Annotated in this window: 13 protein-coding genes; 10 read left to right on the top strand and 3 right to left on the bottom strand. The window is 69.9% G+C overall.

Annotated features, from left to right (window positions below; genetic code table 11):
• Positions 1-109 precede the first annotated feature (109 nt).
• Positions 110-2,500: an MFS transporter gene (locus WJM95_RS27135; RefSeq protein ID WP_339132420.1), complete on the bottom strand. Its 2,391-nt coding sequence runs from the start codon at positions 2,498-2,500 to the stop codon at positions 110-112.
• Between the two features lie 222 nt (positions 2,501-2,722).
• On the bottom strand, positions 2,723-3,166 hold the full coding sequence (locus WJM95_RS27130) for an SRPBCC family protein (RefSeq protein WP_339132419.1): 444 nt from the start codon (positions 3,164-3,166) through the stop codon (positions 2,723-2,725).
• Positions 3,167-3,347: 181 nt separating this feature from the next.
• On the opposite strand from WJM95_RS27130, the gene WJM95_RS27125 reads away from it, so the two are divergent.
• The 3 genes from WJM95_RS27125 (at position 3,348) to WJM95_RS27115 (ending at position 6,830) form a co-directional block, all read left to right on the top strand.
• A complete protein-coding gene (locus WJM95_RS27125) occupies positions 3,348-4,388 on the top strand; it encodes an Rv2578c family radical SAM protein (RefSeq protein ID WP_339132418.1) in 1,041 nt (346 codons plus the stop codon).
• 229 nt (positions 4,389-4,617) lie between these two features.
• The gene (locus WJM95_RS27120) at positions 4,618-6,201 is read left to right on the top strand and encodes an alpha/beta hydrolase (protein WP_339132417.1); all 1,584 of its coding nucleotides are present in this window, start codon (positions 4,618-4,620) and stop codon (positions 6,199-6,201) included.
• 56 nt (positions 6,202-6,257) lie between these two features.
• Positions 6,258-6,830 (top strand): GNAT family N-acetyltransferase, encoded by a 573-nt coding sequence (locus tag WJM95_RS27115; RefSeq protein ID WP_339132416.1) that lies wholly within the window; start codon positions 6,258-6,260, stop codon positions 6,828-6,830.
• Here the strand turns inward: WJM95_RS27115 and WJM95_RS27110 are convergent.
• Positions 6,827-7,414: an adenylosuccinate lyase gene (locus tag WJM95_RS27110; protein ID WP_339132415.1), complete on the bottom strand. Its 588-nt coding sequence runs from the start codon at positions 7,412-7,414 to the stop codon at positions 6,827-6,829. The two genes, WJM95_RS27115 and WJM95_RS27110, sit on opposite strands and share 4 nt — an antisense overlap.
• Positions 7,415-7,788: 374 nt before the next feature.
• Here WJM95_RS27110 and WJM95_RS27105 point away from each other — a divergent pair, with 374 nt between their 5' ends.
• The 7 genes from WJM95_RS27105 to WJM95_RS27075 all read left to right on the top strand — a co-directional run bounded on the left by WJM95_RS27105 (position 7,789) and on the right by WJM95_RS27075 (position 17,069).
• Positions 7,789-9,594, top strand: coding sequence for a 3-hydroxyacyl-CoA dehydrogenase family protein (locus WJM95_RS27105; RefSeq protein WP_339132414.1), 1,806 nt, complete (start codon positions 7,789-7,791; stop codon positions 9,592-9,594).
• A 136-nt stretch (positions 9,595-9,730) separates the two neighbouring features.
• Positions 9,731-10,543, top strand: coding sequence for a TetR family transcriptional regulator (locus WJM95_RS27100; RefSeq protein WP_339132413.1), 813 nt, complete (start codon positions 9,731-9,733; stop codon positions 10,541-10,543).
• Between the two features lie 427 nt (positions 10,544-10,970).
• Complete coding sequence (gene ccrA, locus WJM95_RS27095) at positions 10,971-12,308, top strand: crotonyl-CoA carboxylase/reductase (protein ID WP_339132412.1); 1,338 nt, start codon at positions 10,971-10,973, stop codon at positions 12,306-12,308.
• Positions 12,309-12,317: 9 nt separating this feature from the next.
• A complete protein-coding gene (locus WJM95_RS27090; RefSeq protein WP_339132411.1) occupies positions 12,318-14,366 on the top strand; it encodes a protein meaA in 2,049 nt (682 codons plus the stop codon).
• Positions 14,363-15,328 (top strand): CoA ester lyase, encoded by a 966-nt coding sequence (locus WJM95_RS27085; RefSeq protein WP_339132410.1) that lies wholly within the window; start codon positions 14,363-14,365, stop codon positions 15,326-15,328. The genes WJM95_RS27090 and WJM95_RS27085 overlap by 4 nt, the downstream gene beginning before the upstream one ends.
• Before the next feature lie 5 nt (positions 15,329-15,333).
• Positions 15,334-15,861 carry a MaoC family dehydratase gene (locus WJM95_RS27080; RefSeq protein ID WP_339132409.1) on the top strand — a complete coding sequence of 176 codons (528 nt, stop codon included), beginning with the start codon at positions 15,334-15,336 and terminating at the stop codon, positions 15,859-15,861.
• A 2-nt stretch (positions 15,862-15,863) separates the two neighbouring features.
• Positions 15,864-17,069, top strand: a complete 1,206-nt coding sequence (locus tag WJM95_RS27075; RefSeq protein ID WP_037621472.1) for an acyl-CoA dehydrogenase family protein — start codon at positions 15,864-15,866, stop codon at positions 17,067-17,069.
• The last annotated feature ends 60 nt before the right edge of the window (positions 17,070-17,129 follow it).

Here is a 17,129-nt window from a genome sequence, read left to right as displayed (position 1 = left end):
TCCACGCGCCCTGCTCCGGGACCGCGTCGGTCCCTGCGCCCCGCCCCCGGACCGGCTCGCGCCCCACTCCCCGACAGCCTCGTTCCTCGCGCCCCGCCCCCTGAACGCCTCAGTCCTCGTGCCCCACTTGCAGGTCGCGTTCGGTGCGGTCGCCGCCCGCGACCTGGAGGACGGTGGCGACGGGCGGATAACCCGCCGCGATGACGGTGTACTCGCCGGACGACAGGTCGATGAACCGGAAGGTCCCGTCCGGGCCGGTGGTGAGGGTGTCGACCACGTTCCCGGCCGCGTCCAGCAGCGTCACGCGGGCGTCCTCAACGGGCCGCCCGCCGCCCGCGCGGACCGTGCCGCGCAGCACGGCGCCACCGGCGAGTTCGACGTCCTGGCGGGTCTCGCGGGCCGCCTGGACCATCACCGGGAGCGCGGCCGGGCGGAACGCGGGCGCGCCGGCGGCGAGGGTGTACTCGCCGGCCACCAGGTCCGTGATGACGTATCCGCCCTCGCGTCCGCTGCGGGTGGTGGCCACCACCTCGCCGTGCGCGTTGGTGAGGGTGACGGTGGCCTCGCGCACGGGGGTGCCGTCCGCGGTGAGCACGCTGCCGGTGAGCAGCCCCGCGCCGCCCAGCACGACGTCGAGTTCCACGGGCCGCTCGCCGACCGTGACCGAGACGGCCTGCGGCTGGTGACCCCCGGCCGCGGCGATCAGTACGTACGAGCCCGACCCGGGCGTGGACAGGGCGTACCGGCCGTCCGCCGCGCTGGCGCCCCGTCCGATCTGCTGTCCCCCGATGTCGATGAGGGTGAGCGCGGCGCGCGCGACGGCGGTGCCGTCCGGGTGCTGCACCGTGCCGCAGACGGGAATCCCGGCGGAGTGTCCCGAACGGGCCTGCGGAACGCGCTCGTTCGTCCGTGCGGCGTCCGGGTCGGAGGTGGATGCGTCGTGGGACACCGGCGGTTTCTCCTTGAGGAAGCAGGCGATGAGCAGGCCGAGGACGAGGACCGGCACGAGGTAGAGGAAGATCCGCGGCATGGCGTCGGCGTAGGCGCCGATGTACCGGTCGCGCAGGGCCGCGGGCATGGCGTGGACGCTGTGCGGGGTGATGGACTCGGGGTCCGGGGCCGCGCCGCCCGCGCGCGCGGGGAGGCGTTCGGCGAGCGCGTCGGCCAGCCGGTGGGCGAAGAGCGTGCCGAAGACGGCGGCGCCGACGCTGCCGCCGATCTGGCGGAAGTAGTTGTTGGCGCTGGTCGCGGTGCCGAGGTCGGCGGGCCGGACGGAGTTCTGCACGGCGACCACCAGCACCGGCATGACCATGCCGATGCCGACACCGAGGACGGCCATCCAGACGCTGTACTGGAGCCTCGGTGTGTCGGCGTCGAGGCCGGAGAGGAGCCACATGCCGGCGGCCGAGAGGGCGCAGCCGAGGACCGGGAAGACCTTGTAGCGGCCGGTACGGCTGATGAGCTGCCCGGAGACGATGGAGGCGACGACGATGCCGCCCATCATGGGGAGCATCAGGAGCCCCGACTCCGTGGCCCCGGCTCCGTCGGCCATCTGGAGGAAGGTCGGGAGGTAGCCGGCGGCGCCGAAGAGCGCGGCTCCCACGACCAGGCCGACGAGCGCGGTGACGTCGAAGACGGGGTCCCTGAACAGCCGCAGCGGGATGAGGGGTTCGACCGCGAAGCGCTCGACGACGAGGAAGAGCGCGGTGGCGGCGAGTGCTCCGGCCGCCAGGGCGAGGACGACCCGCGAGTTCCAGGCGTACTCGGTGCCGCCCCAACTGGTCAGCAGGACCAGGCAGGTCGACGCGGCGGCCAGGAGCAGTACCCCGAGGACGTCGACCCGTCCGCGGACCGCGGGCTTGGGCAGCTTCAGCACGACGGTGACGACGGCCAGGGTGAGCAGGCCGAAGGGCACGTTGACGTAGAAGCACCAGCGCCAGGACAGGTGGTCGGTGAAGTAGCCGCCCAGCAGGGGGCCCGCGACCGAGGCGAGGCCGAAGGCGGCGCCGATGAGCCCCATGAACCGGCCGCGCCTGCGCGGCGGCACGATGTCCGCGATGATCGCCTGCACGCCGATCATGAGGCCGCCCGCGCCGAGTCCCTGGACCGCGCGGAAGGCGATCAGCTGGTCCATGGTCCGCGCGCGTCCGGCGAGCGCGGAGCCGACGACGAAGACGGCGATCGCGAACTGGAAGACGCCCTTGCGGCCGTAGAGGTCGCCGAGCTTGCCGTAGACGGGCAGTCCGACGGTGGAGGTGAGCAGATAGGCGGTGATCGCCCAGGACATCCTGTCGAGGCCGTGCAGCTCTCCGACGATCTTCGGAAGCGCGGTCGCCACGATCATCTGCTCGAGGGCGGCGAGGAGCAGGGCCGGGATCAGCCCGCAGAAGATCAGGCGCACCTGCCGCGGGGTCGGACGGAGGGGGTCGGTGGCCGCCGGGGCGGTGTCCGGCAGGGGTGCGAGGGCCGGTTCGTCCTGCACCAGAGTGATCCCGCCCACGTATCCGCTCCCCTCGCCACGCCCGCCGCGCAATTGCCGCCAATCGCGACAACTCCCGGCAAGCGTGACGAGTTACGGCACAGTGTGGCAAAGATCGGGGATCCACCCGAAACGGTGAGCGCACAACACGCCCTCGGGTGGGGCCTCTTGACGACGGGCCGCCGTCAAGTGACCTTCCGGCGGCCACACCTGGCCTCCCGGGGACTCACGTGGGAGCGAGGGTCACTTCTCGGTCTGCGCCGCAAGGTTGGCGAGCAGGCTGTCGTAGATGCGGCCGAGGCCCTTGGGCGCAAAGGTCCGCTCGAAGAAGCCGCCGACGCCGCCGGCGCCGTTCCAGACGCTGGTGACCACGACACGCGACGCGCCCTCGCCGGCCGGGGTGACACGCCAGGTGGTGACCATGGAGGAGTTGCGGTCCTTCTCGACGAGCTCGCCGTCGGTGGGCTCGCTCACCTCGAGCAGGCAGTCGCGGACGCGCTTGCTGGTGGCCTGGAGCTTCCAGTGGACGAGGGTGCCCTCGCCGTCGCCGCCCTCGCGCACCTCGTACTCGCTGAAGTGCTCGGGCAGCAGCTTGGGCCGCGTGCCGTTGTAGTCGGCGAGGGCGTCGAACACCGTTTCCGCGTCCGCCGCGATGACCCGCTCCGTCGTGGCCTCGACCTGCGCCATGGCACTTCCTCCAGCAATCGGTTCCTCGGGGTGTGCGGCCAGCCAACCACCCGGCGGCCCGGCCGCCCAAATCGGGGTCCCCGTGGGCTCGGGCGGCATCGGCGGGGCGACACGGGAAACAGATCGCACGATCAAGGGAACATGTGTTCTATTCTCTCTTCAGTGCTACCTAGGAGACGCCATGCGCTGGGAGAACCTGACAGCGGACACCGCCGACAGCTCCGTCCGGGACGCCGCCCTGTTCGGCGCGGACGCGGTCACGTCGAGGACGTTCGACACCCCCGAGTTCAGGGGGATCACCTTCCACGAGATCCGGGCACGGTCGATCGTCAACCGGGTGCCGGGGGCCTCCCGCATGCCGTTCGAGTGGACGGTCAACCCCTACAGAGGCTGCTCGCACGCCTGCGTCTACTGCTTCGCCCGCAAGACGCACAGCTATCTGGACCTCGACACAGGGCTCGGGTTCGACTCGCAGATCGTGGTGAAGGTCAACGCCCCCGAGCTGCTGCGCCGCCAGCTCGCCTCCCGCCGCTGGCTCGGCGAGCACATCGCGATGGGCACCAACGTCGACTGCTACCAGCGCGCCGAGGGCCGCTACCGGCTCATGCCGGGCATCATCGCGGCCCTGCGCGACCACGCGAACCCCTTCTCGATCCTGACGAAGGGCACGCTCATCCTGCGCGACCTCGATCTTCTGAAGCAGGCGTCCGAGGTCACCGACGTGGGGATATCGGTGTCCGTGGGCTTCACCGACACCGAGCTGTGGCGCACGGTGGAGCCGGGCACACCGGCCCCGGAGCGCCGCCTGGACGTCGTCAGGGCGCTGACGGACCACGGCATCGGCTGCGGCGTCCTGATGGCCCCCGTGATCCCGTTCCTGAGCGACCACCCCGCCCAGCTGCGCGCCACCGTACGGGCCGTCGCCGCCTCGGGAGCCACCTCGGTGACCCCGCTGGTGCTGCATCTGCGGCCCGGCGCCCGCGAGTGGTTCATGGCCTGGCTCGAACACCACCACCCGCATCTCGTACGGCGCTACGAGCGGCTGTACGCGGAGGGCGCGTACGCCCCGAAGTGGTACCAGCGCCGGATCACCCGTCAGGTCCACGAGCTGGCCCAGGAGTACGGCATCGGTCCCACGCGCGCGGGAATGCCGCGCCGGATCGCGGTCCCCGAGCCCGCGGACACCCCCGCGCCCGGACCGACACAGCTGACACTGCTCTGAAGGACGATGACGAACCGTCACGACGGCCCGCCGCACGCCCTCCCCCGGATCCCCGAACCCCCAGGACCCCGAAGTCCCCCCGGACGCGCCCGTGACGGCATCCGAGCGCATCGCGCCATCCAATCGGGTCGAGTCTCGCCGTAACACGTTCCTCCGGGACCACCGCCCGGCACGATACGGCGAAGGCCGTGGCGTGCACGGCTCAGAATCCTCCGTCCTGGGAGGCCTTGTGAACAAACGCGCAGCCGCTCTGTGCGGGGCGGCCGTCGTGCTGGCCGGGATGATCACCTCGATCCCCGCCGACGCGAGCACCGGCCCCGCCGCCGCACCGCGCACCACCCGGACCGCGAAACCCGTCTGGAAGAAGTGCGGCACCAGCGACTATCCGACACTCCAGTGCGCCTCCCTGAAGGTGCCGCTCGACCACACGAACCCCTACAGCGAGCGGATCACCCTCGCCCTGTCGCGTGTCCCGCACACCGCGAAGACGTTCCAGGGGCCGCTGCTGGTGAACCCCGGCGGGCCCGGCGGCAGCGGACTCACCCTGGCCGGCTTCGTCGCCTCCGCGCTGCCCAAGACCGTGGTGGCGCAGTACGACGTCATCGGCTTCGACCCGCGCGGCGTCGGCGCGAGCAGGCCCGCGCTGGACTGCAAGCCGGGCCACTTCAAGCCGGTCCGTCCCGACACCGTGCCGAGCTCACGGGCCGCCGAGCAGGCCAACCTCGTCCGCGCCAGGGACTTCGCCGAGGCCTGCCGGACGAAGTACGCGAAGCTGCTGCCGTACCTCGACACGGTGAGCGCGGTTCGTGACATGGACGCGATCCGCGCCGCCCTGGGCGCCAAGAAGATCAACTACTTCGGGTACTCGTACGGCACCTATCTGGGGGCCGTGTACGCCAAGCTCTATCCGCAGCGGGTTCGCAGGCTGGTCCTCGACTCCATCGTCGACCCCGACGGTGTCTGGTACGACGACAACATCGGCCAGGACTACGCCTTCAACGACCGTCATCTGGCGTTCCTGGCGTGGGTCGCCAAGAACAACGCCGCCTACAAGCTCGGCACCGACCCGTCCGTGGTCGAGTCCAAGTGGTACGCGATGCGCGCGGCCCTCGCCAAGAACCCCGCGCAGAAGAAGGTGGGCGCCTCCGAGCTGGAGGACACGTTCATCCCGGGCGGCTACTACAACGGTTACTGGCCCTATCTCGCGGAGGCGTTCGCGTCCTACGTGAACGCCAAGAACGCGGACCCGCTCGTCGAGGCGTACGAGAACTTCGGCGCCGTCGACGCGTCGGGGGACAACGGCTACAGCGTCTACACGGCGGTCCAGTGCCGTGACGCGTCCTGGCCGCGCGACTGGCGCCAGTGGCGCCGGGACACCTGGGCGGTGTACGACAAGGCGCCGTTCATGGCCTGGAACAACGCCTGGTACAACGCGCCGTGCGCGTTCTGGCCCACGGACTCGCTCCGCCCCGTGGACATCTCCAACCACCGGCTGCCACCGACGCTGCTCTTCCAGGCGACCGACGACGCGGCCACGCCCTACGAGGGAGGGGTGACCGTCCATCACCGGCTGCGCGGATCAAGCCTGGTGGTCGAGCAGGGCGGCGGCAACCACGGCATCACGCTGAGCGGCAACGCCTGCCTGGACAAGTACCTGGCGGCCTATCTCACCGACGGCACGGTGCCGCGCGGCAGCGGTGAGGCCGACGCGGTGTGCCGGACGCTGCCCGACCCGAAGCCGCTGACGGCGAAGGCCGCGTCCTCCTCCTCGCGGGGTTCGACGCTGCACGGACTGCTCGGCTACAGAGGCTGACCCCAGCGCGGGCGCCCGTCGGGGGCGTTGTCGGACCCGTGGTCCACCATGGACCCATGAACGAGCCGACGACCGTCTCCGTCCCCGACGGGCCGCGGGTCCGTGAGATGACCCTCGCCGACTGTGCCCGCGTGGCCGAGATCCGGGTGCGCGGCTGGCGGAGCGCGTACAAGGGCCTGATACCGCAGACGTATCTGGACGGGCTCAGCGTCACCGAGGACGCCGAGCGCCGCCGCCACAGGCTCGAAGGGGGCGACGGCAGCGTCGTGAACCTGGTCGCGGAGCGGGACGGGTCCGTGGCCGGCTGGGCCTGCCACGGACCGCACCGGGACGGCGAAGTCCGTCCAGGGGACGTCGAGTTGTACGCGATCTACGTTCATCCCGACCTGCTCGGCCGGGGAGTCGGGCAGGCCCTGCTGCGGGAGTCCGTGCGCCGCTGCACGGCGGCCGGGCACGAACGGATGCTGCTGTGGGTCCTCAAGGAGAACACCCGGGCCCGCCGTTTCTACGAGAGAGCCGGCTTCCGTCCCGACGGCGCCGAGGAGCCCTTCGAGGCGGACGGGGTCGCGGTGCCCGAGGTGCGCTACACCCGCGCCCTGACGGGCGGGGGACCGGACCCAAGGCCCTAGACCCGGCGGTCCCCGGTCAGCCGGTTCAGCGCGCGCACCGCCGTCTCCGCGAGCGCGGGGTGGGCCAGCGCCTCGTTCAGGACCCCCCGCGCGCGGGTGTCGCCCAGGACGCCCAGACCTTCCGCGCACGCGAGGGCGACCTTGCGGTACGGGTCGTGCGGGCGCAGCCTGCGCTCCAGGGTGGTGATCAGCGCGGGTACGGCCTCGGGCGCGCGCAGTTCGACCAGGAGCCGTACCGGCTGGAGCGCGTAGGCGACCCGCAGTTCGTTGGTGGCCAGGGCCGCGGCGGCGCGGGCGGTGCGCGGGTCGCCGAGCCGGGCCAGGGCGTGGGCGGCGGACGCGCAGCGCTGCGGATCGCGGTGGTTGAGCAGCAGGACGAGCGCCTCGAAGGCCCGCCGGTCCCCCGCGGTGCCGAGCCGGAAGGCGACCAACTCCCGCGCCCAGAGCGGCTGTCCGGGCTCGGTCAGCGCCGCCGCCAGCACAGTGGGGTCCTCGGTCCCCGCCAGACGTTCGTAGGCCGCCGCGGATCCGGCCCCGGCCTCGGCGCGCAGACGCTCCGTGAGTGATCGCAACGCTTCGTCCATGGGGCCGAGCTTAGGCAAGGCCGTGTGGTGCGGGGACGTACATCACAAAGTCGGGGGGCTGGCGCGCTCGTTACTGACGGGTTAAGCTCAGACGAGCGAGTTACCCACTCGTGTCTTCACCTCTCGGTGGCCTGGTGACGCAGCCGCCGTGAGAGCAGTCGGTTCGGTACTTCAGGTACCTCTCAGTACGACATGGCTCCGGGACAGGGCCGGTCGGCTTTCACCGCCCATGGGCGCCCGTTCGACGGCGCCCCGGGACGGCACCGGGCGTGTGCGCTCGTCAGCCCGGAAACACCCGCAACCTCCGCACGGTGTGCGCCTGTCGGCGTACCCGCGTGCGCTCCTCAGTCGTCACCAATTTCTGGAGTCCCGCGATGGCCACTCCCCTGTCCGACACCCCTCTGTCCCCGCTGAAGACCGTCGCCGTCGTCGGCCTCGGCACCATGGGCACCGGCATCGCCGAGGTCCTGGTCCGGGCCGGCCGTGACGTGATCGGCATCGACATCAGCGAAGCCGCGGCCGCCCAGGCCGTGGCCACCCTCGAAGCCTCCACCGCCCGCGCCGTGCGACGCGAGCACCTGAGCGACGCGGAGCGCACCGACGCCCTCGCCCGCTTCCGCACCTTCACCGACCTCGCGGCCGCCGCCGACGCCGACCTCGTCATCGAGGTGACCCCGGAGTCGTACGACATCAAGCAGCAGGTCTTCCGGGCGCTCGACGGCATCGTGCGCCGTGAGGCGATCCTCGCCACGGGCACCAACGCGCTGTCCGTGACCCGGCTCGCGGCCGACTCGGCCCACCCCGAGCGCGTGCTCGGCCTGCACTTCTTCAACCCGGCGCCCGCGATGAAGCTGGTCGAGGTCGTCTCCTCGGTGCTGACCGCGCCGACGGCCGTGACCGCCGTGACCGACCTGGCCGTCGAACTGGGCAAGGAGCCGGTCGCGGTGGGCGACCGCCCCGGATTCGTCGCCGACGGGCTGCTCTTCGGCTACCTCAACCAGGCGGCCGCGATGTACGAGGCGAAGTACGCCTCCCGCGAGGACATCGACGCGGCGATGAAGCTCGGCTGCGGACTGCCCATGGGGCCGCTCGCCCTGCTGGACCTGATCGGCGTGGACACCGCGCGGACCGTCCTTGAGGCGATGTACTCCGAGTCGCGCGACCGGCTGCACGCCCCCGCTCCGATCCTCAAGCAGCTCAGCGAGGCGGGCCTGACCGGGCGCAAGTCCGGCCGCGGCTTCTACTCGTACGAGGCCCCGGGCAGCGACGCCGTCGTGCGGGACGCGCTGACGCCGCTGGAGGGCGCCGTCCTGGCGCAGGGCCGCACGGTCCGCTCGGTGGGTGTGGCCGGCTCCGGCACCATGGCCTCCGGGATCGCCGAGGTCTTCGCCAAGGCCGGGTACGAGGTCGTCCTCGCCGCCCGTACGGAGGAGAAGGCGCAGACCGCCAAGGCCCGGATCGGCAAGTCGCTGGCCCGTTCCGTCGACAAGGGCCGGATGACGGCCGAGGCGGCGGCGAAGACCCTGGACCTGATCACGCCGACCGGCAGCTACGACGACTTCGCCGACGTGGACCTGGCGCTGGAGGCGGTCGCCGAGGACCTGGAGGTCAAGCAGCAGCTCTTCGGCACGTTCGACAAGGTCTGCAAGCCCGGCGCGATCCTCGCCACCACCACCTCCTCGCTGCCCGTCGTCGCCTGCGCCCGCGCCACCTCGCGCCCGCAGGACGTCATCGGCATGCACTTCTTCAACCCGGCCCCGGCGATGAAGCTGGTCGAGGTCGTGCGGACCGTGCTGACCGCGGACGACGTGCACGCCACCGTGCGCGAGGTCTGCGCGAAGATCCGCAAGCACCCGGTGGACTGCGGCGACCGGGCCGGCTTCATCGTGAACGCGCTGCTGTTCCCGTACCTGAACAACGCGATCAAGATGGTGCAGGAGCACTACGCCTCGCTGGACGACATCGACGCGGCGATGAAGCTGGGCGGCGGCTACCCGATGGGTCCCTTCGAGCTGCTCGACGTGGTCGGGCTCGATGTCTCGCTGGCCATCGAGAAGGTCCTGCACCGCGAGTTCCGGGACCCCGGTCTCGCCCCCGCGCCGCTTCTGGAGCACCTGGTGGCCGCGGGCTGCCTCGGCCGCAAGACGGGCCGCGGCTTCCGCGAATATGCCCGCCGCTGAGGGCACGGGCGACTGGCTCACCGAGGACGCCGACTGGGGCGGACTGCTGGGCCCCGCCGGACACCCCCCGCCCCTCCAGGGCGGGGGGATCCCCGGACATGCGCGCTCTCCTGCGCACATGCAGTACGTTCGGGGCATGTCCCAGCCCGCCAGGTCCTCACGTACGCCAGCCACGCCCGACGCGCCGGAGAGCGCCGCGGGCAGTCGCGCGGCGGCCCAACGCCTCAAGATGCGCCGGGAACTGGCGGCCGCGGCCATGGAGCTGTTCGCCGCCAAGGGGTACGAGGCGACCACCGTCGACGAGATCGCGGCCCGGGCCGGAGTGGCCCGACGCACCTTCTTCCGCCACTTCCGCTCCAAGGAAGAGGCGATCTTCCCCGATCACGACGACACCTTGATCCGGGCCGAGGCGGTGCTCAACGCGGCCCCGGCGCACGAGCACCCGCTCGACACCGTGTGCCGCGGCATCAAGGAAGTCATGAGGATGTACGCGGCCCAGCCGGAGATCTCCGTCTCCCGCTACAAGCTGACCCGCGAGGTGCCGACGCTGCGCGAGGCGGAGATCGCCTCGGTGGCCCGCTACGAGCGGCTCTTCACCCGCTACCTCCTCGGCCACTTCGACGAGCACGCGCACGACGACGACGCCAACGACGATCCGCTGCTCGCGGAGGTCGCCGCGTCGGCGGTGGTCACGGCCCACAACCACGTCCTGCGGCGCTGGCTGCGGGCCGGCGGCCAGGGCGACGTGGAGTCCCAGCTGGACCACGCCTTCGCCATCGTCCGCAAGACCTTCGGCAGCGGGATCGGCGCGGGACGGGAGACCGCGCCGCGAACGGCGCCCGCCTCGTCCTTCACCGAGGGGGACGTGCTGGTGACCGTGGCCCGGGTCGACGCCCCGCTGGACCAGGTGATGCGCACCATCGAGCAGGCCCTCAAGGAACGGCCGTAGCGGCCGTCAGCCCGAGGACGGCCCCTTTCTCCGACCCAGCGCCGGACACGCTCACTTCGAGCGTGTCCGGCGTTTTTTGTGCCCTGGTTTGAACGTTTTGCCCGCCCACCTGATCGATCATCGCTCACGTGTTACGTAAAGATTTCACCTGAGCGCAACTTCTGGCACTCCGTGCCTTGTCAGGTGACACGGCGTGCCATACGTTGAAGGAGTCCGGGCGGCCGGCGTGCAGAGACCATGCGTACGCCGGCTGTCCCCGCAAGCCACATGGCCTGCGCGCCCGGACGCCTGCGTCACAGGCAACCTCCTGCGCCAACCACAGCGCTGCCACAGCACCACCTCCGCCGGACCGACGGCACACCCCTCAGCAGCACCGACGTACCCCTCAGCGTTCTCCCTCGGAACGCGTATCGCCGGAGGCAACACCGTGAAGGAAATCCTGGACGCGATTCAGTCGCAGACGGCCACGTCCGCCGACTTCGCCGCTCTTCCGCTCCCCGAGTCCTACCGCGCGATCACCGTGCACAAGGACGAGGCGGAGATGTTCGCCGGGCTCAGCAGCCGCGACAAGGACCCCCGCAAGTCGATCCACCTGGACGACGTGCCGGTGCCGGAACTCGGCCCGGGCGAGGCCCTGGTCGCGGTGATGGCGTCCTCGGTGAACTACAACTCGGTCTGGACCTCGATCTTCGAGCCGGTGTCGACCTTCAACTTCCTGGAGCGCTACGGGCGGCTCAGCGACCTCAGCAAGCGCCACGACCTGCCGTACCACATCATCGGCTCGGACCTCGCGGGCGTCGTCCTGCGCACCGGCCCGGGAGTCAACTCCTGGAAGCCCGGCGACGAGGTCGTCGCGCACTGCCTGTCGGTCGAGCTGGAGTCCTCGGACGGCCACAACGACACGATGCTCGACCCCGAGCAGCGCATCTGGGGCTTCGAGACCAACTTCGGCGGCCTCGCCGAGATCGCGCTCGTCAAGTCCAACCAGCTCATGCCGAAGCCGGACCACCTGAGCTGGGAGGAGGCCGCGGCCCCCGGCCTGGTGAACTCCACCGCCTACCGGCAGCTGGTCTCGCGCAACGGCGCCGGCATGAAGCAGGGCGACAACGTCCTGATCTGGGGCGCGAGCGGCGGACTCGGCTCGTACGCCACGCAGTTCGCGCTCGCGGGCGGCGCCAACCCGATCTGTGTCGTCTCCAGCGAGCAGAAGGCGGACATCTGCCGCTCGATGGGCGCCGAGGCGATCATCGACCGCAGCGCCGAGGGCTACAAGTTCTGGAAGGACGAGACCACCCAGGACCCGAAGGAGTGGAAGCGCTTCGGCAAGCGCATCCGCGAGTTCACCGGCGGCGAGGACATCGACATCGTCTTCGAGCACCCGGGCCGCGAGACCTTCGGCGCCTCGGTCTACGTCACCCGCAAGGGCGGCACCATCACCACCTGCGCGTCGACCTCGGGCTACATGCACGAGTACGACAACCGCTACCTGTGGATGTCGCTGAAGCGGATCATCGGCTCGCACTTCGCGAACTACCGCGAGGCCTGGGAGGCCAACCGGCTCGTCGCCAAGGGCAAGATCCACCCGACGCTCTCCAAGGTCTACTCCCTGGAGGACACCGGACAGGCCGCCCACGACGTGCACCGCAACCTCCACCAGGGCAAGGTCGGCGTCCTCGCGCTGGCACCCGAGGAGGGCCTGGGCGTCCGCGACCACGAGAAGCGCGCCCAGCACATCGACGCCATCAACCGCTTCCGGAACGTCTGAGGTCCATCCATGACAGAGCGTCAGACAGCCGACGGGCGGCGTGAGAAGGACCGGCCGTGGCTCATGCGCACGTACGCCGGCCACTCCACGGCCGAGGCGTCCAACGAGTTGTACCGGCGTAACCTCGCCAAGGGGCAGACAGGGCTCTCCGTGGCCTTCGACCTGCCGACGCAGACGGGCTACGACCCCGACCACATCCTCGCCCGCGGCGAGGTCGGCCGGGTCGGCGTGCCGGTCTCGCACCTCGGTGACATGCGCAGGCTGTTCCAGGACATCCCCCTGGAGCAGATGAACACCTCGATGACCATCAACGCCACCGCCATGTGGCTGCTGGCGCTCTATCAGGTCGTCGCCGAGGAGCAGGGCGCCGACATCACCAAGCTCCAGGGGACGACCCAGAACGACATCGTGAAGGAGTACCTCTCGCGGGGGACGCACGTCTTCCCGCCGGTACCCTCCCTCCGTCTCACGACGGACATGATCACGTACACGGTCAACCACATCCCCAAGTGGAACCCGATCAACATCTGTAGCTACCACCTCCAGGAGGCCGGCGCCACGCCGGTCCAGGAGATCGCGTACGCGATGTCCACCGCGATCGCCGTCCTGGACGCGGTGTTCGCGTCCGGGCAGATCGACGAGGACCGCAAGGGCGATGTCGTGGCCCGTATCTCCTTCTTCGTGAACGCGGGTGTCCGCTTCATCGAGGAGATGTGCAAGATGCGGGCGTTCGGGCGGATCTGGGACAAGATCACGCGCGAGCGGTACGGCATCGAGGACCCCAAGCAGCGGCGCTTCCGGTACGGCGTCCAGGTCAACTCCCTCGGTCTGACCGAGGCGCAGCCGGAGAACAACGTCCAGCGGATCGTCCTTGAGATGCTGGCCGTCACCCTGTCCAAGGACGCCCGTGCCCGCGCGGTCCAACTGCCCGCCTGGAACGAGGCGCTGGGCCTGCCCCGCCCCTGGGACCAGCAGTGGTCGCTGCGCATCCAGCAGGTCCTGGCGCACGAGAGCGACCTGCTGGAGTACGAGGACATCTTCGAGGGCTCGCACGTCATCGAGGCCAAGGTGACCGCCCTCGTCGAGGAGTCGCTGGCCGAGATCGCGCGGATCGAGGAGATGGGCGGCGCGATGGCCGCCGTCGAGTCCGGCTACCTCAAGTCGCAGCTCGTCTCCTCGCACGCCGAGCGCCGGGGCCGGATCGAGGGCGGCACCGACAAGATCGTCGGCGTCAACGTCTTCCAGTCGACCGAGCCGAACCCGCTCACGGCCGACCTGGACGCGGCGATCATGACGGTCGACCCCGCGGTCGAGGCCCGGGTGATCTCCGCGCTCGGGACCTGGCGCGACACGCGGTACCAGCCGCCCTTCAACCACCCGCGCCCGTGCAAGGCGCTGGAGAAGCTGAAGGAGGCCGCGAAGGGCACCGCCAACCTCATGGAGGCCACCCTGGAGTGCGCCCGCGCCGGTGTCACCACCGGCGAGTGGGCCGGGGCCCTGCGCGAGGTGTTCGGCGAGTTCCGCGCCCCGACCGGTGTCTCCTCGGCGCCCGTCGCGGTGACCGCGGAGGAGGGCACCGCGATGGCCCTGGTGCGCCGCAAGGTGGAGCTGACCGCCAAGGACCTCGGCGCCGGCAACCTCCGCTTCCTGGTGGGCAAGCCGGGCCTGGACGGACACTCCAACGGCGCCGAGCAGATCGCCGTGCGGGCGCGTGACGCCGGCTTCGAGGTGGTCTACCAGGGCATCCGGCTCACCCCGGAGCAGATCGTGGACGCGGCCGTGGCCGAGGACGTGCACGCCGTGGGCCTGTCCATCCTCTCCGGCTCGCACGCCCAGCTCGTCCCCGACGTCCTGGAGAAGCTGCGCGCGGCCGGCGCGGCCGACATCCCGGTGATCGCGGGCGGGATCATCCCGAACGCGGACGCCGAACAGCTGCGGGCCGCGGGAGTGGCCGCGGTCTTCACCCCGAAGGACTTCGACATCACCGGAATCATCGGCCGTATCGTCGACGAGATCCGCAAAGCGAACAAGCTCGACCCCCTGGAGGTCCCCGCATGACCACGCCCGTCAACCGTCTGCGTCCCAGGCGCTCCTGTCTCGCCGTTCCGGGCAGCAACCCACGCTTCCTGGAGAAGGCCCAGGGCCTTCCCGCGGACCAGGTCTTCCTGGACCTGGAGGACGCGTGCGCGCCGCTGGCCAAGCCCGACGCCCGGCACACCATCGTCAAGTTCCTCAACGAGGGTGACTGGACCGGCAAGACCCGGGTCGTGCGCGTCAACGACTGGACGACCGAGTGGACGTACCGCGATGTCGTCACGGTCGTCGAGGGCGCGGGGCAGAACCTCGACTGCATCATGCTGCCGAAGGTCCAGAGCGCCCAGCAGGTCGTGGCGCTCGACCTCCTGCTGACGCAGATCGAGAAGACGATGGGCTTCGAGGTCGGCAAGATCGGCATCGAGGCGCAGATCGAGAACGCCCAGGGCCTGAACAACGTCAACGAGATCGCCACCGCCTCCCAGCGCGTGGAGACCATCATCTTCGGCCCGGCCGACTTCATGGCGTCGATCAACATGAAGTCGCTCGTCGTCGGTGAGCAGCCGCCCGGCTACCCGGCGGACGCCTACCACTACATCCTGATGAAGATCCTGATGGCCGCCCGCGCCAACAACCTCCAGGCGATCGACGGTCCCTACCTCCAGATCCGCAACATCGACGGCTACCGCGCGGTCGCCCAGCGCGCCGCCGCGCTCGGCTTCGACGGCAAGTGGGTGCTGCACCCCGGTCAGGTGGAGGCCTCGAACGAGATCTTCTCCCCCTCGCAGGAGGACTTCGACCACGCCGAGCTGATCCTGGACGCGTACGACTACTACACGTCCGAGGCCGGCGGCAAGAAGGGCTCCGCGATGCTCGGCGACGAGATGATCGACGAGGCCAGCCGCAAGATGGCGCTCGTCATCTCGGGCAAGGGCCGGGCCGCGGGCATGCAGCGCACCACCTCGTTCGAAGCCCCGGAGGCCTGAGCACCATGCAGTTCGGACGCACCTACGAAGAGTTCGAGGTCGGGGCGGTCTACAAGCACTGGCCCGGAAAGACGGTCACGGAGTACGACGACCACCTCTTCTGTCTGCTGACCATGAACCACCACCCGCTCCACATGGACAGCAACTACGCGGAGAAGACGACCGATTTCGGCAAGAACGTCGTCGTCGGCAACTACATCTACTCGCTGCTGCTGGGCATGTCCGTGCCGGACGTCTCGGGCAAGGCGATCGCCAACCTGGAGGTCGAGTCGCTCAAGCACGTGGCGCCGACCTTCCACGGCGACACGATCTACGGCGAGACCACGGTCCTCGACAAGACGCCCTCCCGGTCCAAGTCGGACCGCGGGATCGTCTACGTGGAGACCAAGGGCTACAAGCAGGACGGCACGCTGGTCTGCGTGTTCCGCCGCAAGGTGATGGTCCCCACCGAGACGTACATCAAGGAGCGCGGCGGCGAGCAGCCCGGCCGGCCCGAACTCTCCGCCCCGGCGGAGAAGAAGACGGAGAAGTAGTCATGGCGCGACTCGCCCAGACCGCCGGTCTGACCGATGTCCAGCAGGAGATCCTCTCCACGGTCCGCGATTTCGTGGACAAGGAGATCATCCCGGTCGCCACCGAGCTGGAGCACCGCGACGAGTACCCGCAAGCGATCGTCGACGGACTCAAGGAGCTGGGTCTGTTCGGTCTGATGATCCCCGAGGAGTACGGGGGCCTGGGCGAGTCGCTGCTCACCTACGCGCTGTGCGTGGAGGAGATCGCCCGCGGCTGGATGTCGGTCTCCGGCATCATCAACACCCACTTCATCGTGGCGTACATGCTCAAGCAGCACGGGACGCAGGAGCAGAAGGACCACTTCCTGCCCCGGATGGCGCTCGGCGAGGTGCGCGGGGCCTTCTCCATGTCGGAGCCGGGCCTCGGCTCGGACGTGTCGGCGATCACGTCCAAGGCCGTCAAGGACGGCGACGAGTACGTTCTCAACGGCCAGAAGATGTGGCTGACGAACGGCGGATCGTCGACCCTGGTGGCGGTTCTCGTCCGAAGTGACGAAGGACACCCCGAGGGCACGGCACCCCACAAGTCGATGACGACCTTCCTGGTGGAGAAGGAGCCCGGCTTCGGAGAGGTCCGCCCCGGCCTCACCATCCCCGGCAAGATCGACAAGATGGGTTACAAGGGGGTCGACACCACCGAACTCATCATGGACGGACTGCGCATTCCGGCCAATCGGGTGCTCGGCGGCACCACCGGCCGAGGGTTTTACCAAATGATGGACGGAGTCGAGGTCGGCCGTGTCAACGTCGCGGCCCGTGGCTGCGGTGTCGCACAGCGCGCATTCGAGCTCGGCGTCTCCTATGCCCAGCAACGTCACACTTTCGGCAAGGCGATCGCCCAGCACCAGGCCATCCAGTTCAAGCTGGCCGAAATGGCTACCAAGGTCGAGGCCGCCCATGCAATGATGGTGAACGCAGCTCGCAAAAAGGACTCCGGGGAACGAAACGACCTCGAAGCAGGGATGGCGAAGTACCTCGCCTCCGAGTACTGCAAAGAGGTCGTGGAAGATGCGTTCCGGATCCACGGCGGCTACGGCTTCTCCAAGGAGTACGAGATCGAGCGCCTCTACCGTGAGGCGCCGATGCTGTTGATCGGCGAAGGTACCGCCGAAATCCAGAAAATGATCATCGGGCGCCGGCTGCTCGAAGAGTATCGACTCCAGGGCTAGATGTCCGGGTTCGGGGTGTTTTCATCGCGAAGAAGATCACACCCCGTCAGCTCTCTTCAG

It is taken from the genome of Streptomyces sp. f51 (genome assembly GCF_037940415.1).
GTDB lineage: Bacteria > Actinomycetota > Actinomycetes > Streptomycetales > Streptomycetaceae > Streptomyces.
The sequence above is the reverse complement of the archived record's forward strand: the minus strand, read 5'-3'. Positions and strand labels throughout refer to the sequence as shown.